This window comes from Rhodococcus sp. Leaf225 (assembly GCF_001426145.1).
GTDB lineage: Bacteria > Actinomycetota > Actinomycetes > Mycobacteriales > Mycobacteriaceae > Rhodococcoides.
Genome location: NZ_LMRN01000009.1, coordinates 295,257 through 317,137, shown reverse-complemented (window position 1 = coordinate 317,137; position 21,881 = coordinate 295,257). Strand labels below are relative to the sequence as shown.

Annotated in this window: 21 protein-coding genes; 8 read left to right on the top strand and 13 right to left on the bottom strand. The window is 68.8% G+C overall.

Annotation, left to right across the window (positions count from 1 at the left end):
- Positions 1-29: 29 nt before the first annotated feature.
- On the top strand, positions 30-722 hold the full coding sequence (locus ASG69_RS05875) for a TetR family transcriptional regulator (RefSeq protein WP_056441156.1): 693 nt from the start codon (positions 30-32) through the stop codon (positions 720-722).
- Here ASG69_RS05875 and ASG69_RS05870 read toward each other — a convergent pair.
- Positions 706-2,763 (bottom strand): acyltransferase family protein, encoded by a 2,058-nt coding sequence (locus ASG69_RS05870; RefSeq protein WP_056442197.1) that lies wholly within the window; start codon positions 2,761-2,763, stop codon positions 706-708. The two genes, ASG69_RS05875 and ASG69_RS05870, sit on opposite strands and share 17 nt — an antisense overlap.
- Positions 2,764-2,928: 165 nt before the next feature.
- Here ASG69_RS05870 and ASG69_RS05865 point away from each other — a divergent pair, with 165 nt between their 5' ends.
- A complete protein-coding gene (locus tag ASG69_RS05865; RefSeq protein ID WP_056441154.1) occupies positions 2,929-4,086 on the top strand; it encodes an acyl-CoA dehydrogenase in 1,158 nt (385 codons plus the stop codon).
- A 24-nt stretch (positions 4,087-4,110) separates the two neighbouring features.
- On the opposite strand, the gene ASG69_RS05860 is transcribed toward ASG69_RS05865, so the two are convergent.
- Genes ASG69_RS05860 through ASG69_RS05850 form a run of 3 tightly spaced genes read right to left on the bottom strand, consistent with a single transcriptional unit; the run spans position 4,111 to position 5,727 of the window.
- Entirely contained in the window at positions 4,111-4,479 is a 369-nt protein-coding gene (locus tag ASG69_RS05860) for an RNA-binding S4 domain-containing protein (RefSeq protein ID WP_027506141.1), read from the bottom strand.
- Positions 4,476-4,967, bottom strand: a complete 492-nt coding sequence (locus tag ASG69_RS05855) for a metallophosphoesterase family protein (protein ID WP_056441151.1) — start codon at positions 4,965-4,967, stop codon at positions 4,476-4,478. The genes ASG69_RS05860 and ASG69_RS05855 overlap by 4 nt, the downstream gene beginning before the upstream one ends.
- 1 nt (position 4,968) lies before the next feature.
- Positions 4,969-5,727: an SDR family oxidoreductase gene (locus ASG69_RS05850; RefSeq protein ID WP_027506139.1), complete on the bottom strand. Its 759-nt coding sequence runs from the start codon at positions 5,725-5,727 to the stop codon at positions 4,969-4,971.
- Positions 5,728-5,831: 104 nt separating this feature from the next.
- Between ASG69_RS05850 and ASG69_RS05845 the strand changes: the two genes are divergently transcribed.
- Positions 5,832-6,236: a VOC family protein gene (locus ASG69_RS05845; RefSeq protein WP_056441148.1), complete on the top strand. Its 405-nt coding sequence runs from the start codon at positions 5,832-5,834 to the stop codon at positions 6,234-6,236.
- A 25-nt stretch (positions 6,237-6,261) separates the two neighbouring features.
- Here the strand turns inward: ASG69_RS05845 and ASG69_RS05840 are convergent, their stop codons facing one another.
- Positions 6,262-7,980, bottom strand: coding sequence for a metallophosphoesterase family protein (locus ASG69_RS05840; RefSeq protein ID WP_027506137.1), 1,719 nt, complete (start codon positions 7,978-7,980; stop codon positions 6,262-6,264).
- 120 nt (positions 7,981-8,100) lie between these two features.
- The gene (locus ASG69_RS05835) at positions 8,101-8,880 is read right to left on the bottom strand and encodes a lysophospholipid acyltransferase family protein (protein ID WP_056441145.1); all 780 of its coding nucleotides are present in this window, start codon (positions 8,878-8,880) and stop codon (positions 8,101-8,103) included.
- A gap of 141 nt (positions 8,881-9,021) precedes the next feature.
- On the opposite strand from ASG69_RS05835, the gene ASG69_RS05830 reads away from it, so the two are divergent.
- Both ASG69_RS05830 and ASG69_RS05825 read left to right on the top strand, forming a co-directional pair.
- A complete protein-coding gene (locus ASG69_RS05830) occupies positions 9,022-10,419 on the top strand; it encodes an NAD(P)/FAD-dependent oxidoreductase (RefSeq protein ID WP_056441143.1) in 1,398 nt (465 codons plus the stop codon).
- 15 nt (positions 10,420-10,434) lie between these two features.
- Complete coding sequence (locus tag ASG69_RS05825; RefSeq protein WP_037186078.1) at positions 10,435-11,256, top strand: UbiA family prenyltransferase; 822 nt, start codon at positions 10,435-10,437, stop codon at positions 11,254-11,256.
- Here the strand turns inward: ASG69_RS05825 and ASG69_RS05820 are convergent.
- Positions 11,239-11,565, bottom strand: coding sequence for a hypothetical protein (locus ASG69_RS05820; RefSeq protein ID WP_056441139.1), 327 nt, complete (start codon positions 11,563-11,565; stop codon positions 11,239-11,241). The genes ASG69_RS05825 and ASG69_RS05820 overlap by 18 nt on opposite strands.
- An 89-nt stretch (positions 11,566-11,654) precedes the next feature.
- On the opposite strand from ASG69_RS05820, the gene ASG69_RS05815 reads away from it, so the two are divergent.
- Positions 11,655-12,365 (top strand): dienelactone hydrolase family protein, encoded by a 711-nt coding sequence (locus ASG69_RS05815; protein ID WP_056441137.1) that lies wholly within the window; start codon positions 11,655-11,657, stop codon positions 12,363-12,365.
- Between the two features lie 45 nt (positions 12,366-12,410).
- The gene (locus tag ASG69_RS05810) at positions 12,411-13,340 is read left to right on the top strand and encodes a pirin family protein (RefSeq protein WP_056441134.1); all 930 of its coding nucleotides are present in this window, start codon (positions 12,411-12,413) and stop codon (positions 13,338-13,340) included.
- Here ASG69_RS05810 and ASG69_RS05805 read toward each other — a convergent pair.
- Both ASG69_RS05805 and ASG69_RS05800 read right to left on the bottom strand, forming a co-directional pair.
- Positions 13,331-14,098, bottom strand: a complete 768-nt coding sequence (locus ASG69_RS05805) for a putative protein N(5)-glutamine methyltransferase (RefSeq protein WP_056441130.1) — start codon at positions 14,096-14,098, stop codon at positions 13,331-13,333. The genes ASG69_RS05810 and ASG69_RS05805 overlap by 10 nt on opposite strands.
- Entirely contained in the window at positions 14,095-15,483 is a 1,389-nt protein-coding gene (locus tag ASG69_RS05800; RefSeq protein WP_156380440.1) for a maltokinase N-terminal cap-like domain-containing protein, read from the bottom strand. The genes ASG69_RS05805 and ASG69_RS05800 overlap by 4 nt, the downstream gene beginning before the upstream one ends.
- 106 nt (positions 15,484-15,589) lie before the next feature.
- Here ASG69_RS05800 and ASG69_RS05795 point away from each other — a divergent pair, with 106 nt between their 5' ends.
- Positions 15,590-17,563: a M13 family metallopeptidase gene (locus tag ASG69_RS05795; protein WP_056441127.1), complete on the top strand. Its 1,974-nt coding sequence runs from the start codon at positions 15,590-15,592 to the stop codon at positions 17,561-17,563.
- A gap of 1 nt (position 17,564) precedes the next feature.
- Here ASG69_RS05795 and ASG69_RS05790 read toward each other — a convergent pair whose 3' ends face one another.
- The 4 genes from ASG69_RS05790 to ASG69_RS05775 are packed head-to-tail and all read right to left on the bottom strand — an operon-like array spanning position 17,565 to position 21,863.
- Complete coding sequence (locus tag ASG69_RS05790; RefSeq protein WP_056441124.1) at positions 17,565-18,647, bottom strand: ABC transporter ATP-binding protein; 1,083 nt, start codon at positions 18,645-18,647, stop codon at positions 17,565-17,567.
- Positions 18,648-18,665: 18 nt separating this feature from the next.
- The gene (locus ASG69_RS05785; RefSeq protein WP_027506126.1) at positions 18,666-19,988 is read right to left on the bottom strand and encodes an ABC transporter substrate-binding protein; all 1,323 of its coding nucleotides are present in this window, start codon (positions 19,986-19,988) and stop codon (positions 18,666-18,668) included.
- A 25-nt stretch (positions 19,989-20,013) separates the two neighbouring features.
- Positions 20,014-20,907, bottom strand: a complete 894-nt coding sequence (locus tag ASG69_RS05780) for a carbohydrate ABC transporter permease (RefSeq protein ID WP_056441121.1) — start codon at positions 20,905-20,907, stop codon at positions 20,014-20,016.
- Positions 20,904-21,863, bottom strand: coding sequence for a carbohydrate ABC transporter permease (locus ASG69_RS05775; RefSeq protein WP_051613419.1), 960 nt, complete (start codon positions 21,861-21,863; stop codon positions 20,904-20,906). Before ASG69_RS05775 ends, ASG69_RS05780 begins: the two co-directional genes overlap by 4 nt.
- Positions 21,864-21,881 lie beyond the last annotated feature (18 nt).

Sequence of the window (21,881 nt, the reverse complement as noted above, 5' to 3'; positions counted from 1 at the left end):
GTCCGAGCAGTTCACGCTACCGTGAAGCCATGGCCGCCCACGACGAACCGCGAGAAACCGAGGACGCCCGGTTTCGCCTCGAGGTCATGGGTGCGGCGCTGGAGCTCTTCGAGAGCAAGGGGTACGAGGCCACCACGGTCGACCAGATCGCAGAGAGCGCGGGGCTGTCGCGCCGCACGTTCTTCCGGCAGTTCCGGTCCAAGGAGGACGTGGTCTTCCTCGACCACGACGCCACCCTCACCCATGTGCAGGACTTCCTGGAAACGACCGACCTCGATCCGTACGACGCCGTGTGCGAGGCCGCCGCACGCGTGTTCGCCCGGTTCTCCGGCACGCCGGACACCACCCGTCGCCGCTACCGCGTCCTGCAGACGGTGCCCGCCCTGCGCGAGCGCGAACTGGTGATGGTGCTGCGGTACGAGCGCGTCTTCGTCGACACCCTGCGCCGCGGCGCCCCGACGCAGGAGCCGCTCTCCCTGGTGCAGTTCGCCGCCGCGGTCACAGCGACGCACAACTACCTGCTGCGCACGTGGCTTCGCGACGGGGCCCGAGTGGAGGTCGAGGACGTCCGGCGCGCCCTCGGGGCGGTGAAGCGGCGGTTCGTCACCGACACCGCGAGAGACCGGCCCACCGCACTCGTGTTGCCGCCGGGGACGTCGGTCGCCGACGTCACGACCCTGCTCGCACAGCACTTCGGGGACGGTCTCACCACCACCCCGTGACCTCGCCGAGCGTGCTGTCGACCACCGGCACGAGCGACCGGACGTACGTCGCCGACAGGTGGTGGGAATCGTGGTAGACCAGCACGTTTCCTTCGACGACGCGACACACGTCGGGACCGCAGACCGCATCGGAGAAGTCGACGGGAACCACCGAGGGGAACGGCAGCGACGCGGCGCGGGCCGGATCGATCTCGGACAGGACCTCGCTGCGAGGCAGTCCGCACGACTCGCTGTCGCCGCCGTCGGCAAGGCAGTCCGCGGCGCGATACGGGACGCCCTCCCGGCTGAGCCACGGAGTGTCCCGCACGGCCACGACGGGAAGAGCGAGCGCGGAGAAGCGTGCCCAGACGTCGAGGTACGCGTCGGGTGTGACGTCGCCGAACTCCGTGGGGCTCGGCCTCGTCGAGGTGGTGAACACCCAGTCGGGGCGGTCCGACGCGAGGATGTCGAGCACGTCCGAGGACCAGTCCCGGCAGTCCGGGTAGGGCAGATCCACCAGGAGTGGCTCGCCGATGTCGAGCGGGCACCCCATCTTGAGGTAGGTCACCACGGCGAACCCGCGATCCCGGCCGATCCGGTCGAGGGCGGGGAGCCAGTGCTCGGCGTGCGATCCCCCGGCCAGGGCAAGGGTGCGCGTCGCGTCGGGATCGCCGTACTCGCACGAGATCACCTCGCGCTGCGTCATGTCCGCGATGCAGCCGTCCAGCGTCGACTGCGGCAGGTCCAGGTCCGCATCTAGCACGGTGGGTCGCATCGGAGCGTCCGGCACGGGAACACCATCGACGAGCGCGAGCGCCCCCGGGTAGCGATCGTCGGCGCTCACGTCGGCGGTCGGTCGGGCCGTCGCCCGATCGAGGTAGCCCTGCCAGGTCGCGCTCGCCGCGGCCAGGCCGATCGCTCCGACGGTCACCAGGGCGGTGAGGACGCCGCGGCCCGCGCCCCGACGGTGCACCGGCTCCTCCACCCACGAGCGCGTGGCGACGGCCAGGGCGATCGAGACGACCACCACGGCGGATCCCGTCACCACGGTCACCGAGTGCCCGGTACCGAGCACCGCGATGAGGATCGGCCAGTGCCACAGGTACAGCGGGTAGGCGATGGAGCCGAGGAACTGCAGTGGGCGGGACTCGAGAGCACGGGTCACGGCCGGTGCTCGTGACTCGGGAGCACCCGCACCGGCAAGCACCAGCAGCATCGCGGCCCCGACCGGCACCAGCGCGGCAGGACCGGGGAACTGCGCCGCACCGTCGACGAGGAACCCACAGCCCACCAGTGCGGCGAGTCCGACGACGGCGGCCGCGGCACGTAGCGCGGCCGGCAGCACCACTCGACCGATCACCAGCCCGGCGATCGCGCCGACCGCGAGTTCCCACGTCCGCGCCCCGGTGTCGTAGTAGGCCCACCCCTGGTGGGTGCGGCCGATGTCGGCCGCATAGGCGAACGACACCGCGGCGGCGACCGCGAGCACCGACACCAGCACCGGTGTGGTCAGGTCCCGACGACCACACCGACGGCACGCCGCGGCGACGAGGAACACCACGGCCGTGACACCGACGTAGAACTGCACCTGCACGGACATCGACCACAGGTGCTGGAGCGGACTGACCGACAGATCGGCCGCCGCGTAGTCGGACGCGGTCCGCGCGAGCTCCCAGTTCTGGACGTACGCCAGCGACGCGAGGAGCTGCCGCGTCGTCGCGTCCCACATCGTGAAGGGTCGGTCCCACACGGTCCAGAGCGCCACCGCGCCGAACACCACCACCGCCGCGGGGTACAGGCGTCGGGCGGTGCGGACGACGAGGGGCCGCAGGATCGGACCGTCGGCTCGCTCGACGCGGCGCAGCACCATCGACGTGAAGAAGAAGCCGGACAGGACGAGGAAGACGTCGACACCGCCCGAGACCCTGCCGAACCAGATGTGGAAGACGACCACGAGGGCGATCGCCAGCCCGCGGAGACCGTCCAGATCGACGCGGTGGCCCGGCCTGCACGCGCCGACTGCCCGGGCACCCGGCGCACGGGTCGTCGCCTGGTGGTGCACGACCACCAGAATAAGGGACGGACGGTACGGGTCCGGAGCACCCACACGTGACCAGTGACACCAAGTGCCACGCAGCCATGGTCACCGGCCGGTCGGTCCGGTACGCTGGCCTCATTCCGTGACACCGAGTGCCACGACCCTCTCACCACGACGAACGGACATCCCATGGCCGGCAACCCCAGCTTCGACCTCTTCCAGCTCGCCGACGAGCACAACGAGCTCCGAGAGGCCATCCGCGCACTCTCCGAGAAGGAGATCGCGCCGTACGCCACCGAGGTCGACGAGCAGGAGCGCTTCCCCGAGGAGGCACTGAAGGCCCTCAACGCGTCCGGCTTCAACGCGGTGCACATTCCCGAGGAGTACGGCGGCCAGGGCGCCGACTCCGTCGCCGCCTGCATGGTGATCGAGGAGGTCGCCCGCGTGTGCGGTTCCTCCTCCCTGATCCCCGCCGTGAACAAGCTCGGCACCATGGGCCTCATCCTCAGCGGCAACGAGGAGCTCAAGCAGAAGGTGCTGCCCTCCATCGCCGAGGGCGAGATGGCCTCCTACGGACTGTCCGAGCGTGAGGCGGGCTCCGACGCCGCCGGCATGAAGACCCGCGCCAAGGCGGACGGCGACGACTGGATCCTGAACGGCTCGAAGGCGTGGATCACCAACGCCGGCAAGTCGACCTGGTACACCGTCATGGCCGTCACCGATCCTGAGAAGAAGGCCAACGGCATCTCGGCGTTCATGGTGCACAAGGACGACGAGGGCTTCTCGGTCGGCGAGAAGGAGCGCAAGCTCGGCATCAAGGGCAGCCCCACCCGCGAGCTGTACTTCGAGAACTGCCGCATCCCCGGAGACCGCATCATCGGTGAGCCCGGCACCGGCTTCAAGACGGCACTCGCGACGCTCGACCACACCCGTCCCACCATCGGCGCGCAGGCCGTCGGCATCGCGCAGGGCGCTCTCGACGCGGCCATCGCGTACACCAAGGACCGCAAGCAGTTCGGCAAGGCCATCAGCACGTTCCAGGGCGTCGAGTTCATGCTCGCCGACATGGCGATGGAGATCGAGGCGGCCCGCCTCATGGTGTACTCGGCAGCCGCTCGCGCCGAGCGCGGGGAGAAGAACCTCGGCTTCATCTCTGCCGCCTCCAAGTGCTTCGCCTCGGACGTCGCCATGAAGGTGACCACCGACGCGGTGCAGCTCTTCGGTGGCGCCGGCTACACGCGCGACTTCCCTGTCGAGCGCATGATGCGTGACGCCAAGATCACGCAGATCTACGAGGGCACCAACCAGATTCAGCGCGTCGTCATGTCGCGCGCACTGCTGCGCTGACGCCGGTGGCGGGACCGCCGTGCGTCACTCGCTCGGCGGTGCCGCCCGCAACCGGTCGATCTCGCGCCGGTCCCGCTTCGTCGGCCTCCCGGCTCCGCGATCGCGAACGGGCACCGCGGCGAACAGTTCCCGTGGCGGTGGGGGCGGGCTCCGGTCGATGTAGCACGCCACCGCGGCCGGGGCTCCCACTCGCTTGTTCACGAGCTGAGTGACCTCGACGATCTTCTCGAATCCCCCTGCGCGGATGCGTACCTCGTCACCGGGCACCACGTGCTGCGCCGGCTTGGCGGCGCTGCCGTTGATCTTCACGTGTCCGCCGCGGCACGCCGACGCGGCGGCGGAGCGCGTCTTGAACAGCCGCACCGACCACGTCCAGGCGTCGATGCGCGTCACAGCTCGTGCACCACGACGTCCGAGACGGCACCGCCGCTCAGGGTCAGCGTCATGTAGGTGCAGTGCGGTTGCCGCCGACGGTCGGTCGGCGAACCCGGGTTGAGCAGGCGCATCCCGTTGTCGGACAGCGTGTCCCACGGAATGTGGCTGTGCCCGAACACGAGCAGGTCGGTGTCCGGGAACTGCGCGTCCATCCGCTTCTCCCGTCCCCCCTTCGCCCCGGTCTCGTGCGTCACCACCATGCGTACGCCCTCGACCGTCCGCCGTGCGACCTCCGGCAACCGCGCACGGAGATCGTCACCGTCGTTGTTGCCCCAGCAGGCGAGCAGATCGGTCGACCGTTCCTCGAGCGCGTCCAGCAACGACGGCGCCATCCAGTCACCCGCGTGCACCACCAGGTCGGCCGCGTCCACCGCGTCCCACACCGCGGCGGGCAGATCCCGCGCGCGGGTGGGGACGTGGGTGTCGGCGAGCAGCAGCAACTTCACGTCAGTCTTTCGGCCCGCCCGCGACGTACACGACCTGGCCGGACACGAATCCTGCACCCTCACTGCAGAAGAAGGATGCCGTGTGGGCGATGTCCTCGGGCTGACCGATGCGGTTGACCGGGATCTGCGACGCGGCACCCTTCTTGAAGTCCTCGAACGGCACGCCGACGCGCTCGGCCGTCGCCGCCGTCATCTCCGTCTCGATGAAGCCGGGTGCGATCGCGTTGACGGTGACGTTGTAGCGGCCCAGCTCGATGGCGAGGGTCTTGGTGAAGCCCTGCATGCCGGCCTTGGCGGCCGCGTAGTTGGCCTGACCGCGGTTGCCCAGCGCCGAGGTGGACGACAGGTTGACGATGCGTCCCCACTTGGCCTCGACCTGATGCTTCTGCACCTCGCGGGACATGAGGAACGATCCGCGCAGATGCACGCCGAGCACGGCGTCCCAGTCGTCGACCGACATCTTGAAGAGAAGATTGTCGCGCAGGATGCCGGCGTTGTTCACCAGCACCGTGGGCGCCCCGAAGTCGGTGGCGATGCGCTCGACCGCAGAGACGACCGACTGCTCGTCCGCGACGTTCGCGCCGACGGCGATGGCCTGACCACCGGCTGCGGTGATCGCGTCCACCGTGCCGGCACACGCCGCCTCGTCGAGATCGACGACGGCGACACCGAAGCCGTCCGCGGCGAGACGTCGGGCGACGGCGGCACCGATTCCTCGCGCACTTCCCGTGACGATTGCTGTCCTGACCTGCTCGCTCACGACTACCCTCTTTCTCATCTCGGCCCCGAAACCCCGCGGCTCCCACTCTTTCTATCAAGTCACAGGAGTCGGCGGACCACCCCTGCTCGAGAAAGAGGCTCACCATGACGACCCGACTGAATCCGTACCTGTCGTTCCGGGACACGGCGCGGGAGGCGATGGAGTTCTATCGCACCGTGTTCGGCGGAGAACTCACGCTGTCGACGTTCGGTGACTCGGGCATGCCTGTCGAGGAGTCCGAGTCGGGCAACGTCATGCACGGTCAGCTCGACACCCTGAGCGGCTTCACGCTGATGGGCGCCGACACTCCGTCGTCGATGGAGGTGAGCACCAACGGCACGGTGTCCCTGAGCGGCGACGACGAGCCAGAACTGCGCGGCTACTGGGACGCGCTCGCCGCGGGCGGCACCCTCGGCGTCCCGCTCGAGACGGCCCCGTGGGGCGACACCTTCGGGATGCTCACCGACCGGTTCGGGATCGGCTGGATGGTGAACATCGCCGGCAGCTAGCTGCCGACGGTCACATGGCCGGCAGCTAGCTGCCGAACGCGAGCGGCAGCTCGCGACGGAAGGTGACCTCGTCGAACTCCCGCCCGTACTCGTCGACCGCGGAGATGCGCATCCGACTCGGTGTGATGCCGGGGATCCCGGGCGTCACGTCCGCGCGGACGAACGAGTAGTTGCGGAATCGCACCCGTGACCAGGTGAGCGACTCGGGCACCTTCGAACCGTCCGCGGCGACGACGTAGCTGTTCGGCACCGACGTGTCGGCCACCTCGTTGCCGCGGTAGCTCTCGGGTTCGCCGTCCTGGAACCCGTAACGCGGGCGCCCACCGCCGCCCACCGTGTAGTAGACGGTGCCGTCCGAGACGGAGGTGACCTCCGACCGGTCACCGGCGACGCGGGTCGGCGAGCCGCCGCGGATCGGATCGGACCGCTCGAACACGTGGTTGTGCGCCTGCAGCACCACATCGACGTGGTACCGGTCGAAGAGCCCCGCCCACGCACTGCGGACGCCGCCGTCGCTCGCGTGGTCCTTCGTCGTCGAGTACGCGCAGTGGTGGAAGAAGCAGACGATGAAGTCGACGGCCGGATCGGCCCGGTAGCGCGCCAGGGTCGACTCCACCCATCCCGTCTGACGTCCGCCGCTGTAGCCCGTGTTCGCGCGGATCTCGTTCGAGACGTCGTTGGCGTCGAGCGAGAGCACGGCGACGTTGCCGTGGACGAACGAGTAGACCGACGGGCACCCGGCGGGGCCGTTGTCCGGCTGGTCCAATCGTGCTGCGTGGCCGCCGTATCCGTTCGGCCCGTACAGCGCCTCCATGTCGTGATTTCCGGTCGCGAAGAGCCAGGGCGTCGACGCCGCGCTCTGCTCGATCGCCGCGAGGTAGCCGTCCCAGACGTACGGGTTGAACTTGTCGAAGGCCTTGTCGACGGTGCCGCCACTGGGTACGAAGCGAGGAGTGCGGCCCTGTCCCGACGGGTCCGCGTACGCGATGTCGCCCGCGAGGATGTGGAAGTCGGGCCGCGAGTCGGCGATCTGGCGCACGATGTTGGCCGCGTGCTTGGCCGACGGCTCGTTGTCGGGCTTGTAGTACAGATCGTCGTAGTCACCGGGCTTCAGGCCGGGAGGCTGGGTCGGCGTCTCGTCGACGCCTTGATCTCCCATCATCGTGAACCGGAACGGCGCGAGCCGGCCCGGCGGCAGAGCCGGTGCGGCACTGCGGACATCGCTGACGTAGCCGTCGGCGGTGCGCCACCGGTAGTAGTGCGGAAGACGCGGAGTGAGCCCGTCCACCGGAACGTGCACGTAGAACTGCTCGGCCGCCAGGATGCCGCCGTCGGACCGCGGTACCTGGCTCACCAGGTTGCGCACCTCGGCCGACGTCGTGGCGCCCAGTGCCGGGGTCGGACCGTGGTCGAGAAACACCCCGGTGAGTCCGGGATTGCGGGAGAGCTGCGCCGAGAACCGGAGCTGCGTCGCGGCGTCGGAGCCGAAGGAGAGATGCCGTCCTCCGACGGTCAGCGGCGCGTCCTGCGCGTAGGCGACGCGATTCCAACCGGGGTTTCCCACCCCGGCCGCCGCGGCGACGGCGGCAGCACCCACGAGGAAGTTGCGACGGGACACCCGATGGCGACGGAGATTGCTCAGGTGCCAATCGTGCTGCTCGGCGATGGAAGCGTTCGCCGCGATGTGGGCGGGGACTCCTGTGTCGACGATCTCCCCGGCCGGATTCAGTGCGTTCTCCACCATGGAGACGACGCTGCTCCCGTCACCTCGACGTCAGGCGCACGGCAGGCGAGCAGGAGCCGAACCGAATGTGAACAACGATGCAGCACATGACATTTCGGTCCGACCGGACAAAACCACCAGTCAGTACTGGCGGACCGACAACTCCACGGCCACCTGAAGGTACTCGGCGACGGTGCGCGCGATGGAGACCGGCTTGTCGGGGAGCACGATGTCCGGCACGTCGATGTGCACGCTCGCCGAGCGGTACCTGCCGGGCGGTGGTCCGTAGTGCAGCCCCATCACCACGAGCTTCGGTTCGACGCCGCGAGTCCGTGCGCGCGCGACGATGTGCCCGATCCCGCTCCCGACGTGCTGGAGCACCGTCGGATCACCGTCGTTGCACGTGCCCTCCGGGAAGATCGCGAGATCGTCACCACGAGAGAGCCTTTCGGCACACACGTCCATCATGAGATTGCCGGCCCGAGACACGGCGCGCAGACCGTGGTCGCGGCTGCGGAACACCGGGATGCCGCCCATCATCTCGATGCGACGTCGTTGCGACGTCCGCTCGGCGATGCGGCGGGTCCGCGGGCGGTTCGGTTCGGTCTCGACGAACAGCTCGTCCTTGGCCAGGACGCGGGTGCGGCCGATGACGGGCCGCAGCGCGCTGGACCACGCGGCGGCGGCGACCGTGTACGGGTCGGTCTCGCTGACGTGGTTCACGGCCAGGATGAACCGCGTGTCGTCGTAGATGAGGGCGCGGAGGCGTTCGCGAGCACCGTCGCCGTACCGGACGCGGGGTCGGAACCGTCCGGCGAGAGCCCCGTAGGCGAGCCGCGTGACGCGTCGATTCTGCTGATGCTCCCGGTAGTACTCGTACACGGCGTCGGCGTTCTCGAGGGCGACCACGGGGCGATCCATGCTCGAATCGTAGGCGTTCGCCCTGTTCCACCTATTTGTTCTGACAAATCGAGCGCGCCGTGTATGGTCTGGGTCACAGACGGAAACCCCGTCGGAGGCGGACCCGCAGGTCGGCCACGTGAAGTGAGAGGAACGGGCACCGTGACCACCACCACAGCCCCGCACCGCGTCGTCGTCGTCGGCTCCGGATTCGGCGGCCTGTTCGCGACCAAGGCCCTGCGCCGCAGCGACGTCGACGTGACGATCGTGGCGCGCACCGCGCACCACCTCTTCCAGCCGTTGCTCTACCAGGTGGCCACCGGGATCCTCTCCGAGGGCGAGATCGCGCCCTCCACCCGTCTCATCCTCAAGAACCAGGCGAATGCCGCCGTCGTGCTCGGCGACGTCACGGAGGTGGACCTCGAGGCGCGCACCGTCGTCTCGGTCAGCCGTGGCCGCGTCACCGTCACTCCGTACGACAGCCTCGTCGTCGCCGCGGGCGCCGGCCAGTCCTACTTCGGCAACGATCACTTCGCCGAGTTCGCCCCCGGCATGAAGACGCTCGACGACGCCCTCGAGCTGCGCGGGCGCATCATGAACGCGTTCGACGCCGCCGAACTCACCACCGACCCCGTCGAGCGCGCACGGCTGCTCACGTTCGTCGTCGTCGGCGCCGGCCCCACGGGTGTCGAGATGGCGGGCCAGATCGCCGAGCTCTCGCGCCGCACCCTCGCCGGAACGTTCCGCACGATCGACAGCCGCGACGCCCGCGTGATTCTGCTCGACGCGGCCCCGAAGGTGTTGCCGCCCTTTGCCGATTCGCTGGGCGAGAATGCTCGACGTCGGCTCGAGAAGGTCGGCGTCGAGGTCGAGCTGGGCGCCGCGGTCACCGACGTCGACGCCGACGGACTATCGGTCCGCGACAGCGACGGCACCGAGCGCCGCATCGAGTCCTCCTGCAAGGTCTGGTCGGCCGGTGTCTCCGCGAGCCCGCTCGCGGCACAGCTCGCGGCGAAGTCCGGGGCCGAGGTCGACCGCGCGGGCCGCGTGCTCGTCGAGGCCGATCTGACACTGCCGGGCCACCCCGAGGTCTTCGTGGTCGGCGACATGATGGCGCGCGACAAGCTCCCCGGCGTCGCCCAGGTGGCGATCCAGGGCGGCCGCTACGCCGCGCGGTGCATCACTGCCGACGTCCGCGCCGCTGCCACCGACACACCGCGCTCCGAGCGCACCCCGTTCCGCTACCGGGACAAGGGCAGCATGGCGACCGTGACGCGGTTCTCGGCCGTGGCGCAGGTGGGACCCGTCAAGATCACCGGCTTCCTGGCATGGCTGATGTGGCTCGCGGTGCACCTCGTCTACATCGTCGGATTCAAGAGCCGACTCACCACCGTCTTCAACTGGACGTGGACGTTCCTCGGCCGAGCGCGCACCCAGCTGACCGTCACGCAGCAGCAGATGCACGCGCGCACGGCACTCGGCAGGCTCGTCGTGCTCGAGGACGCCCGCCGGGAGCGGGACGCGGGAGCCCCGGCACGCGAGGACGCTCGCGCCAGCTGAGTACTGTTCCGGTACATGGGCAGTCGACTCTCCGCTCTCCTCGTCGCCTCCCACCCCGGCCCCGCCGCCGCGGTCACGACGTTCGTCGCACTGCTGTCGGTCAGCATCGGCCCACCCTCGGCGGGGCTCCTCGTCGTCGTGGTCGTGGCGGTGCTGAGCGGGCAACTGATCGTCGGTTGGACCAACGATCTGATCGACGCCCCGCGGGACACCGCGGTCGGCCGCACGGACAAACCGCTCGCCGTCGGCCGCCTCGACCCCGCCACCGTGCGGGTGAGCGTCGCGGTCGCGGCGGTGGTCTGCGTGGTGTTCTCGATGCTGTGCGGCGTCGTCCCGGGTGCGGTGCACCTCGTGCTGGGAGTCGGGTCGGCCCTCGCCTACAACGTGGGTCTGAAATCCACCGTCGTGTCGTGGCTGCCGTACACCGTCGCGTTCGGATCGGCGCCCGTGGTCGTCTCGCTCACCGTGGCCGACGCGATGCCGCCGTGGTGGATGATCACGGTAGGGGCGCTGCTCGGCTTCGGCGCCCACCTGGTCAACGTGCTGCCCGACATCGCCGACGACACGGCGACGGGAGTCCGCGGGCTGGCACACCGACTCCCTGCTCGCGTGGTCGCTCCACTCGCCGCGGGGGTGCTCGTCACCGCATCGATCGTGGGGGTCGTGGGGAGTGGGGCTCTCGGGCGCACCGGGGTGTCGACCGCAGCGGGCGGAGCCGCTCTGGCCGTCGTGGTCGTCGCCGCATGGATCGCGTCGACGAGCAGCGGACGGACGCCGTTCCGCGCGGCCATCGTCATCGCCGGCGTGACCGTGCTGGTGCTACTGCTTCCGCGCTGACGTCTCGGCGATCGAGGTCGGGTCGCCGGCGGCCTCGAGGTCGTCGGTGTCGCGGAACACCAGGCACCCGTTGTCCAGGGCCACCGCCCACCGGTGTGCCACGGCCCAGTCCCGACCCACGGACGACGAGTCCACGAAGTCGGCGAAGTCCTCGACGATCGATCCCGTCTCGAGAGGCCACGTCGTCGGATCCGAGTCGCGGTCGATCGAGTGCCGGGTGCGTACCCGCGCACCGACCTCGAACGTCGGCGGCGGCCCGGTCGGCTCCTGCGGCGTCGCTGCTCCGGGGTTGTTCAGGGTCGATGTCATGGCAGCCTCCTGCTGTTTCCTCGGCGCGGTTTCCCCGTTTCACACAGTTCACACATGGAACACCGAGATTCTCGTGATCTGATGGTGGGATGGCCATCACTTTCACCACACGCGTCCCGGAAGGTCCGATACGAGGCGGTGTCGTCGTCGTCCAGGAGGCGTTCGGCGTGACCGACCACATCGCGGAGGTCTGCGGCCGCTTCGCCTCGGCAGGATGGATCGCCGTGGCCCCGCATCTCTTCCACCGGGCCGGTGATCCGGTGGTGTCGTACGACGACATGAGCACCGCGATGGACCTCATCGGCGCACTGAAGGCCGAGGAGATCGACCAGGACGTCGACGCCGCGTTCGACGAGTTGGCCGGGTACGGCTACGGACCGAGCGGGTGCGCGATCGTCGGGTTCTGCATGGGCGGCACCGTCGCCTTCGAGACGGCGGTGCGGCGCCCACTCGGTGCCGCGGCCACGTTCTACGGCGGCGGCATCCGCGAGGGTCGCTTCGGCTACCCGCCGCTGCTCGACGGCGCCACGGCACTGCGAACGCCGTGGCACGGGTTCTTCGGCGACCTCGACACCGGGATCCCGGTCGACGACGTCGATTCGCTGAACGCCGCCGTCACCGACGCGCAGGTGGACACTCGCATCGCCCGCTATCCCGACGCCGAGCACGGCTTCCACTGCAACGATCGACCCGCCGTCTACAACGAACGGGCCGCGTACGACGCGTGGTCGCGCACCCTCGACTGGTTCGATCTGCACGTGGATCCGGCCGGGGAACAAGGACGGGCCCCTCGCGGTTGAGCCGGGCAAGTAGTTGATTCGTCAACTTTATCCCAGGAGGCCGACATGCCCGCAGTGACCGTCGACAACGTTCTCGCGCTCCCCCGCATCTCCACGCCGCAGCCCGGCTCGGTGAACCGGCCGGTCCGCGCCGTCACCACCGCCCCCACCGGCTACGAGGGCGAGGGGTTCCCGGTCCGACGTGCCTTCGCGGGCGTCGACATGAAGTACCTCGACCCCTTCATCCACATGGACCAGATGGGCGAGGTGAACTACGCGCCGGGCGAGCCCAAGGGCACACCGTGGCACCCGCACCGCGGCTTCGAGACGGTCACCTACATGATCGACGGAATCATGGACCACCAGGACTCGCACGGCGGTGGCGGTTCCATCACCGGCGGCGACACCCAGTGGATGACCGCGGGCAGCGGCATCCTGCACATCGAGGCCCCGCCGGAGCACCTCGTCGTCTCGGGCGGGCTGTTCCACGGCGTGCAGCTGTGGGTCAACCTCCCGCGCAACAACAAGATGGCGGCGCCGCGGTACCAGGACATCACCGGCCGCGAGGTCGCTCTCCTCTCGAGCCAGGACGGCGGCGCGCTGGTGCGCGTCATCGCCGGCGAGATGGACGGCCACGAGGGACCGGGATCGACCTACACGCCGATCACGCTGTCCCATGTCACCGTCGCCCCGGGTGCCTCGGTGACCCTGCCCTGGAACGCGCGCTACAACGCCATCGCCTACGTGCTGGGCGGATCCGGCACCGTCGGCACCGAGCGGCGGCCCGTACGCACAGGTCAGACCACGGTCTACGGCTCGGGCGACACCTTGACCTTCGCCGCCGCCGAGGGCACCGAGTCGATGGAGATGTTCGTTCTCGGAGGCGAGCCGATCCGCGAGCCCGTCGCGATGGCCGGGCCGTTCGTCATGAACACCAAGGCCGAGGTGCTCCAGGCGTTCGAGGACTTCCAGTCCGGGCGGTTCGGTCAGCCCTGATCGAGCGTCCCTCGCCCGATCACCATGGTGGCGTCCCGGTCCTCGTCGTGTACCACCGTCGGCTCCAGACCGGCGGCAGCGAAGATCTGTCGCACCGTGTCGGCCTGGGCCGCGGACGCCTCCACGATCAGTGATCCGCCGGGTGCCAGCCAGTCGCGTGCCTGTGCGGCCACGCGGCGCTGGACGTCCAGTCCGTCCGGTCCACCGTCGAGGGTGACGCGGGGTTCGTGATCCCGCGCCTCGGGCGGCATGGTCTCGATGGCCGACGAGGGAACGTACGGCGTGTTGGCGGTGACGACGGCGATCCCGTGGCGCAGGTGCGTCGGTATCGCGGCGAAGGTGTCGCTCTCGAAGACCGTGCAGCCCGGCAGGTTTCGACGAGCGCACGCCACCGCCACCGGGTCGATGTCGGAGGCGTACACCGTGGACCCCGGCGCCGAGCGCACCACCGCGGCGGCCACGGCACCCGAGCCGCAGCACAGATCGAGCAGCACGCCGCCGCCGAGTCGGCCGAGCGCCGCGTCCACCATGGCCTCGGTCCGTCGGCGCGGCACGAAGACGCCGGGCTCGACGAGCACGCGGCCTCCGTGGAACTGCGCCCACCCCACGATGTACTCGAGCGGCTCCCCGGCGACACGGCGCTCGATCCAGTCGGCCAGCGTGCTCTCGTCCGGAGCCTCGCCGATCAGCAGAGCTGCCTCGTCCTCGGCGAACACGCATCCGGCCGCCCTCAGCACGGCGACCGTCCGCGAGGTCACTCCGCGACGAGCCGCTCGATGGCGTGCAGGGGGATCGAGAGCCAGGTCGGGCGGTTGCGCGCCTCGTAGACGGCCTCGTACACGGCCTTGTCCAGCTCGTACGCTCGCAGCAGCGCCCACGAGATGCGCGGGTCGTGTCCCGCCACCTCGGTGTAGCCGTCGCAGAATGCGGACACGTTGCGCTCCACCCACTCCCGCGCCACGGGCTCGAGTCGCGCCCGTTCCTGCGGATCCTCGATCTCGACGACGTGGCTCATGGCGGCGTAGTCGAAAGAGCGGATCATTCCTGCCACGTCGCGCAGCGTGCTGTCCGGAGTGCGCCGCTCCTCGAACGTCTTCGACGGTTCGCCCTCGAAGTCGATGAGGACCCACCGCTCCGACGTGCGGAGCACCTGCCCCAGATGCAGGTCGCCGTGGATGCGCTGGGTGTCGATGCCGCCCGTGCCCGCTGCCTGGTCGATCAGGGCCCGGATGCGCGGGAGGTACTGCTCCAGGTCGGCGATCACCGGCAGTGCCGTCTCCACGCGAGCGGAGATGTCGGCCGCCGTACCGGCCGCCGGCGCCAGGGACGTGCCCAGCACCGACGCGAGATCGGCGTGCACGGAGGCGACGGCGCGGCCCAGCTCGCGGGCCTCGCTCGTGAAGTCGGACGTCGTCACGTCACCGCTGGCCAGGACGTCCCGCACGCTGGCCTGCGCGGTGGTCCACCCCTCGGTGGATCCCGCCACGAAGTCCTGCGCCATGGCGAGGGTCGTCTCGGTGTGGTCGATGTCCGCTTCCATCCATCCGCGCAGCGGCGCGACGTTCTCGCACCCCGCCTGGCCCAACGCCCGGTGCAGCTCCACGTCGGGATTGATGCCGATCGTGACGCGCCGGAAGATCTTCAGCAGATGGTGGTCGCCCAGGATGACCGACGTGTTCGACTGTTCGGCGCCCAGCACCTTTCCGCGCAGGCCGGTCTGCAGGTCGCTGCCCGGCATCGCCAGGAAGCGCACCTCGCCGGTCCCGCCGGTGGCCAGGAGGTCGGAGTAGACCGAGATGGCATCGGGATCACGCAGGGCGTCGAACACCACCGCGCCGCCGTCCCGAGTGACGACCCACGGGTCGAGGTCCTCGTCCACCGAGGCTCGGACACCGAGGGGCACCTGGAAGATCTGGGGCTCGGTGCCCTCGAGGTCCACCCGCACGAGTACGTGCTCGACCACGAGCTCGGACGTGGTGGCCAGCGTCTCCCGCGTGAGCAGATGCACTCCGGTGACGGTGTGACCCTTGGCGGAGAACCACCGCTGTTCCGGCAGCCAGGCGGCGAGTGCGCCGAGGAGGGCGCCCTCGTCGAGGGGTGGCGGCGCGACGGGCTCGTCGATGCTGTGCTGTTCCGTGGACATGAGCCTCGGTTACCCCGAATTCTCTCGTCGACAACGTGACCCTGCGCGGACCAGCGTAATGCCCCGTCGACCCCGCGCATCTCGTCCGGCCTGTCAGGATGGAGGCATGACCTCGGACGCATCACTCGCACGGCCCTCGGGCCTGGACCTGAAGTTCGTCGACGCCGCCACCAGAGCGCAGGACGATCTCTTCGAGCACGTCAACGGCCGCTGGCTGGCCGAGTACGACATCCCGGCCGACCGCGCCGTCGACGGCGCGTTCCGGACACTGTACGACCGGGCCGAGGAGCACGTCCGCGACATCATCCAGGTCGCGGCGGACTCCAGCCCGGCGCCCGGCTCGGACGCCGCGAAGATCGGTGACCTCTACAGCAGCTTCCTGGACGCCGACGCCATCGAGGCGGCCGGCACCGCGCCGATCGCCGACGAGCTCGCGGCGGTGGCCGACGCCACCGACAGCGAGGCGCTCGCCCGCGTACTCGGCACTTTGCAGCGCACCGGTGTCGGCGGCGCGGTCGCGCACTACGTCGACACCGACTCGAAGAACTCGGACCGCTACCTCGTCCACTTCTCGCAGTCCGGCCTCGGCCTCCCCGACGAGTCGTACTACCGGGAGGACGAGCACGCACAGGTTCGCGAGCAGTACGCCGAGCACATCGGCGCCATGTTCGCCCTCGCGGGCGTGACCCGTTCCGCAGCGAGCGTCCTCGATCTCGAGACCGCCCTGGCGGCGGGCCACTGGGACGTGGTGAAGCGCCGCGACGCCGATCTCTCCTACAACCTGACGACGCTCGCGTCGCTGCGAGCGGACGCGCCCGGCTTCGAGTGGGGCGCCTGGATCGAGGGCCTCGGCGCCGACGCGGACCGTCACTTCGCCGAGATCGTCGTCCGCCAGCCCGAGTTCCTCACCACGTTCGCGGAGCTGTGGTCGACGCGCAGCCTCGACGACTGGAAGGCCTGGGCCACCTGGCGCATCCTCCACTCCCGCGCGCCGTACCTGACGTCCGCGATCGTCGACGAGAACTTCGCCTTCTACGGCCGCACGCTGACGGGAACCGAGACCAACCGCGAGCGCTGGAAGCGCGGCGTCTCCCTCGTACAGGATCTGATGGGCGAGGCGGTGGGAAAGCTGTACGTACAGAAGCACTTCCCGGCCGATTCGCGGACGCGCATGCAGGAACTGGTGGCCAACCTCGTCGAGGCGTACCGGCGCAACATCTCCGACCTCGAGTGGATGAGCCCGGAGACGCGGACGGCCGCGCTGGCGAAGCTCGACAAGTTCACCCCGAAGATCGGCTACCCGGACACCTGGCGGGACTACTCCTCGCTGCTGATCGATCCGGCGGACGTGGTGGGCAACTACCGCCGCGGCTACGAGGCCGAGTACCAGCGCGATCTGGACAAGCTCGGTGGTCCGGTGGACCGCGGCGAGTGGTTCATGACCCCGCAGACCGTCAACGCCTACTACAACCCGGGCATGAACGAGATCGTGTTCCCCGCCGCGATCCTGCAGCCCCCGTTCTTCGACCCGGACGCCGACGACGCCGCGAACTACGGCGGAATCGGTGCGGTCATCGGACACGAGATCGGCCACGGATTCGACGACCAGGGAGCCAAGTACGACGGTGACGGCAACCTCGTCGACTGGTGGACCGACAGTGATCGCAGCGAGTTCGGCAAGCGCACCACCGCGCTGATCGAGCAGTACGACTCGTTCGAGCCGAAAGCCCTTCCCGGACACCACGTCAACGGGAAGTTCACGATCGGCGAGAACATCGGCGACCTCGGTGGTCTGTCGATCGCCGTCGAGGCGTACAAGATCTCACTGAACGGCTCCGCGGCCCCGGAGATCGACGGCCTGACAGGGCTCCAACGTGTCTTCTTCGGTTGGGCGCAGGTGTGGCGCACCAAGGCGCGGGACGCGGAGGCGCTGCGCCGCCTGTCCATCGATCCCCACTCGCCGCCCGAGTTCCGGTGCAACGGCGTGGTCCGCAACCTCGACAGCTTCCACGAGGCCTTCGAGGTGACGGAGCAGGACGCGCTCTACCTGGATCCGCAGCAGCGCGTCCGCATCTGGTGATCTAGCGCAGGCGCAGGCCGGACTCGGGATCGAAGAAGTACACCTCACCCGCGTCCGGCCGGACGCGCAGGCGCTCGCCCGCACCGACCACGACACGACGATCCACCCGCACCACCACGCGGCCACCGCGGGCCGTCCAGCCGGCGTCCGCCGGTCCGACCGAGTAGGCGAACGACTCCGCCCCCAGTTCCTCGACCAGCTCGGTGGTCAGCTCGACCGCCTCGGTGTCGGACTCGCCCACCAGTTCCCACGACTCGGGGCGGACCCCGACGACGATCCTCCCCTTGTGTGCGGCGGGCACCGGGATGCGCGCGCCACCCAGGACGGCGTGGCCGTCCACCACGTCCGTCTCGAGCAGATTCATCGCGGGCGAGCCGATGAACGACGCGACGAAGTCGTTGACCGGATTCGCGTACAGCTCACGCGGACTCGCGACCTGCTGCAGGAGTCCGCTCTTCAACACCGCGACCCGGTCCCCCATCGTCATGGCCTCGACCTGATCGTGTGTCACGTACACCGTCGTCGTGCCGAGCCGGCGCTGCAACGACGCGATCTGCGACCTCGTGCTCACCCGGAGCTTCGCGTCCAGGTTGGAGAGCGGCTCGTCCATGCAGAACACCTCGGGGCGACGCACGATCGCGCGCCCCATCGCCACGCGCTGACGTTGGCCGCCGGACAGCTTGCCCGGACGCCGGCCGAGGAGGGGCTCGAGCTCGAGCATCCGAGCCGCCTCCTCGACGCGGACGGCCGTGTCCGCCTTCGACATTCCCGCGTTGCGCAGCGCGAATCCCATGTTCTCCGCCACCGTCATGTTCGGATACAGCGCGTAGTTCTGGAACACCATCGCGACGTCACGTTCCTTGGGTGCGAACCCGCTGACGTCCTTGCCGCCGATCTCGATGCGCCCGCTCTCGATCGCCTCGAGCCCGGCGAGCATGCGCAGGCTCGTCGACTTGCCGCATCCCGACGGTCCGACGAGCACGAGGAACTCGCCGTCCGCGATGTCCAGACTGAGCGCGTCCACCGAGGGAGTCGGTGCTCCCGCGTAGCGGTGGGTCGTCTCCACGAAATGTACCGAGGCCATGACAGAGGTGGTCCGCTTCTACTTGGGCAGCTTGGGAGTGATCTGGCGATCGATGATCTGCTGCAACTGATCCTGCACACCCGAGAACGTCGACGCGACGTCGGCGTTCTGCAGGGCGATCTGCTCGAGACCCGCACCGATGATCTGATCGCCGCCGGGCACGAACACGCGGGCGTAGTCCTGCGACCGGGTCCGCGCGAGCTGGTCCACCGCGGTCCGCGAGCGGGGGTTCTGCTCGAGGAACGCGACCTCGGAGGCGTCGGTGGCGGACGACTTGCGCACCGGCATGTAGCCGACGTTCTGCGAGAAGTACGCCGTGTTCTCGGTGTTGGTCACGAACTCGATGAACTTGAGCGCGTTGATCTTCCGCTCGTCCGGGATGTTCGCCGGGATGGCCAGTCCGGCGCCACCCGTCGGGCACCCGGGAGTGCCCGCCTCGGCGGGTAGAAACGCCGTGCCGAAGTCGAACTTCGCGTTCTTCGTGATGCCCGACAGGTCGCCGGTCGACGCGATGGTCGAGCCGAGCAGGCCCGCGGAGAAGTCGTTGGCGATGTCGTTGGACACGGCCGCGTACTTCTTCGTGTGGATCATGTCCTTGAGGAAGTTGCCGGCCTCGATGGTGCGCTCGTCGGTGAACTTCAGATCGAACTCGTCGGAGTAGCTGCCGCCGAACGTCCAGATCGGGCCCTCGAAGGTCCACCCCAGGTAGTCCTCCGCGTTGCCCCAGCCGTGCGCGAGCTTGCCGGATCCGATGGCGCGCTGGATCTCCGGGCCCCACTGGTCGAACTCCTGCCACGTGGCAGGCCCGCGATCCGGGAGTCCGGCAGCAGTCCACACCTCGCGGTTGTAGTAGAACAGCGGGGTCGAGCGGGCGTAGGGCAGCGCCCACGTCTTGTCGTTCCAGTTGTAATCGGCGACGAGCGAGTCGACGTAGTCGCTCGTGTTCACGCCCGCCTGCGAGAACAGGTCGTCCAGCGGCGAGATCGCGCCGAGCAACGCGAAGTTGAACCACCACACGTCCGAGAGCAGCACGACGTCCGGCAGCGACCCGCCCGACAGCGCCGCGTTGAACTTCTGCGCGATCTCCTCGTAGTTCTTGCCGCCGTCGACCATCTGCACCGTCAGGTCGGGATTGGCGGTCTGGAAGCGCGAGATGAGCTCGTTCTCGATGTCCTTCGAGCTGCCCGGGTGGGACGACCAGAACGTGATCGTACTGGCATCGCCACCACCGGACGACGACGAGCTGCTCGTCGAACTCGTTCCGGCACAGGCGGTGAGAGCGGCGCCCGCGGCGACGGCACCGGACAGTCCGAGGAATCCGCGGCGAGAGAATGGCTGCATCATGTGCTCCTTGTTCATAGGTTGGTCAGCCCTTGACGGCGCCGGAAGTGAGGCCCTTGATCATGTGACGCTGGAGAGCCAGGAAGACGATCAGAATGGGGAGCATCGTCAGGACGGTGCCGGCCATGACGGGCCCCCAGTTGGTGACGCCGTCGTTGTTCTGCAACTGGGTCAGGCCCACCGGCAGCGGCGCGACGGACGAGTCGTCCGACATCAGGAACGGCCAGAGGTACTCGTTCCACTCGTTCACCACGGTGATGGTGGCGAACGCGACCATGGTCGGGCCCGACAACGGCAGGACCACCCGGAACAGCAGGCGGACCGGGCCGGCGGCGTCCATGCGGGCGGCCTCGATGATCTCCTGCGGTATCGACAGGAAGTGGTTGCGCATGAGGAACGTTCCGAATGCCACGCCCGCCAGCGGCACGATGATGCCCTGGAAGGTGTTGCGCCACCCCAACTGCGCCACCAACGCGTAGTTGGAGATCACCGTGATCTGGTTCGGCACCATCAGTGCCGCGATGATCACGAGGAAGACGATCGTCTTACCCGGAAAGCGCAGGAAGACGAGGCCGTAGGCGCTCAGCACGCCCAGCGCGAACTTCACGACGGCCAGGATGCTGGTGATGATCAGGGAGTTCTTCAGGAACGTCCAGAACGGAACGGTGGTCGTCGCCTCGTCGTAGTTCTCCGGGCGGAACACCGCGGGCCACCAGACCGACGGCTGCACGTAGATGTCACCGCGCTCCTTGAACGAGGTGACGACGATCCAGAAGAGCGGCAACCCGATGATGACGATGACCACGAGCATCGCTGCGTAGCCGAAGAGTGTGGAGAGTCGACGACGCCGGGCGGCGTCCCGCGCCGGGCGGGCATCGTCGGCAGTGGCGGCGGCCGGTGCCCTGTCGATCACGCTCATCGCGCATCACCTCGATCCATGACTCGCACCTGCAGGACGGTGATGATCAGCAGCACCAGGAACATGATCGTGGCGACGGTCGCGCCGTAGCCGGCCCGGAAGTTGCGGAACGACTCCTCGTACACCTGATAGACCATCGTGGTGGTGCCGGTACCCAGCGGACCGCCCCGCGTCATCACGTTGATGATGTCGAAGACCTGCAACGAGTTGAGCATGACCGTGATGGACAGGAAGAACGTCGTGGGACGCAGCTGAGGAAGCGTCACCTTGCGGAACGTCGTCCACCGACTCGCGCCGTCGATCTGCGCGGCTTCGGTCAGATCCTGCCGAAGACCCTGCAGCGCTGCGAGATAGATGACGAAGGCGTAGCCCAGGTTCTTCCACAGGTACGTCACGGTGATCATGAACAGCGCCCACCCGGGGCTCTGGTAGAAGTCCGGCACTCCCTCGAAGCCGAACCGCCGCATGACGTCCTGGATCAGGCCGAAGTTCGGATCGAACACGAACTGGAACGCCACACCGATGGCCGCGCCGGAGATGACGAACGGAGCGAAGACGGCCGAGCGGACGATGTTGCGGCCGCGCAGCTTGCGATCGAGGAGCATCGCCAGGACGAGTCCGAGGAGCATGCTGCCCGCCACCGCCGCGATGGTGAAGATGACGGTGTTCGACACGATCTGCCACGTGTCGCTGCGCCCCCACCATTCGCGATAGTTCGAGAGACCGATGAAGGTCGACGTCGGCGACGAGATGTTCCAGTCGAAGAACGAGAGCCTGATGTTGTCCAGCAGCGGCCGGTAGGTGAACACGCCCAGCAGGACCAGGTTCGGCCCGACCAACACCAGGAACAGCGCGTAGTCGCGCCACGGTCGACGGAGGAAAGATCGTTGTGCGGGTGGCAGTTCCGGCAAGGTGCGCTGGACCACCGGCCGCGATCGCGGCGGGCTTGCTCTCACCGGTGGGACATTAGCGTA

What these genes read in the sequence shown, in the direction of transcription:
- ASG69_RS05875 (WP_056441156.1), top strand. Translation starts at nt 30, where the DNA reads ATGGCCGCCCACGACGAACCGCGAGAAACCGAGGACGCCCGGTTTCGC.
- ASG69_RS05865 (WP_056441154.1), top strand. Translation starts at nt 2,929, where the DNA reads ATGGCCGGCAACCCCAGCTTCGACCTCTTCCAGCTCGCCGACGAGCAC.
- ASG69_RS05845 (WP_056441148.1), top strand. Translation starts at nt 5,832, where the DNA reads ATGACGACCCGACTGAATCCGTACCTGTCGTTCCGGGACACGGCGCGG.
- ASG69_RS05840 (WP_027506137.1), bottom strand. Translation starts at nt 7,980, where the DNA reads ATGGTGGAGAACGCACTGAATCCGGCCGGGGAGATCGTCGACACAGGA.
- ASG69_RS05835 (WP_056441145.1), bottom strand. Translation starts at nt 8,880, where the DNA reads ATGGATCGCCCCGTGGTCGCCCTCGAGAACGCCGACGCCGTGTACGAG.
- ASG69_RS05825 (WP_037186078.1), top strand. Translation starts at nt 10,435, where the DNA reads ATGGGCAGTCGACTCTCCGCTCTCCTCGTCGCCTCCCACCCCGGCCCC.
- ASG69_RS05820 (WP_056441139.1), bottom strand. Translation starts at nt 11,565, where the DNA reads ATGACATCGACCCTGAACAACCCCGGAGCAGCGACGCCGCAGGAGCCG.
- ASG69_RS05815 (WP_056441137.1), top strand. Translation starts at nt 11,655, where the DNA reads ATGGCCATCACTTTCACCACACGCGTCCCGGAAGGTCCGATACGAGGC.
- ASG69_RS05810 (WP_056441134.1), top strand. Translation starts at nt 12,411, where the DNA reads ATGCCCGCAGTGACCGTCGACAACGTTCTCGCGCTCCCCCGCATCTCC.
- ASG69_RS05800 (WP_156380440.1), bottom strand. Translation starts at nt 15,483, where the DNA reads ATGTCCACGGAACAGCACAGCATCGACGAGCCCGTCGCGCCGCCACCC.
- ASG69_RS05795 (WP_056441127.1), top strand. Translation starts at nt 15,590, where the DNA reads ATGACCTCGGACGCATCACTCGCACGGCCCTCGGGCCTGGACCTGAAG.
- ASG69_RS05790 (WP_056441124.1), bottom strand. Translation starts at nt 18,647, where the DNA reads ATGGCCTCGGTACATTTCGTGGAGACGACCCACCGCTACGCGGGAGCA.
- ASG69_RS05785 (WP_027506126.1), bottom strand. Translation starts at nt 19,988, where the DNA reads ATGCAGCCATTCTCTCGCCGCGGATTCCTCGGACTGTCCGGTGCCGTC.
- ASG69_RS05780 (WP_056441121.1), bottom strand. Translation starts at nt 20,907, where the DNA reads ATGAGCGTGATCGACAGGGCACCGGCCGCCGCCACTGCCGACGATGCC.